This window comes from Vreelandella halophila, from assembly GCF_009856365.1.
In the GTDB taxonomy this organism is placed as follows: Bacteria; Pseudomonadota; Gammaproteobacteria; order Pseudomonadales; family Oleiphilaceae; genus Halospina; species Halospina utahensis_B.
The window spans coordinates 1-526 of record NZ_WMEX01000019.1 but is presented as its reverse complement, the minus strand read 5'-3'; the positions used below and the strand labels follow the sequence as shown (position 1 = coordinate 526).

At 70.3% G+C, this 526-nt stretch carries 1 protein-coding gene; it reads left to right on the top strand.

Annotation, left to right across the window (positions count from 1 at the left end):
• Positions 1-228: 228 nt before the first annotated feature.
• A partial coding sequence (locus GLW01_RS15465; RefSeq protein WP_202405782.1) for a hypothetical protein occupies positions 229-526 on the top strand: 298 nt, incomplete at its 3' end.

Sequence of the window (526 nt, the reverse complement as noted above, 5' to 3'; positions counted from 1 at the left end):
GCGTGGTACTGCGCTGCGGCGACACCCGGATGCAGTTCGAGAAGGACGGCTCCGTGGAAACGCGCGCCCACCAGATCACGTCGGCCGCGGTCGAAACGCACCGCATCGAAGGCGGCTCCATCGAGCTCAACTGATCCGGCATGGTCGCGGGGCTGCGTGCCCCGTGCATGCATCGCTTTCCAGACGATGTCCTCTGTTTCCTCGATCGCCCCGCCCCCGCTGCCCGGCATGCTGCCGCGGCAGATGGGCATCGCCATCCGCGCCTACGGCCGCCGCGCGGGGCTTCTGCGTGGCGGCCACACGGTCCGCGCCCTCAAGGCCGTGGACCAGCGGCTAGACGCCCTGCTCGCGGTCTGCCGCTACTATGGGCCCGCCTGCCTGGACGCCGCAGCAGAAGCCGCCGCGGCAGCACCGGCAGAAGACCAGGCCGGCGCGGCCTTTGTGCGAACCATGCTGTCCGAACACCACGAGCCGGACACGGGCACGCGCCTCGCACTCATCGAAGCACTGCTGCCCGATCATCCCG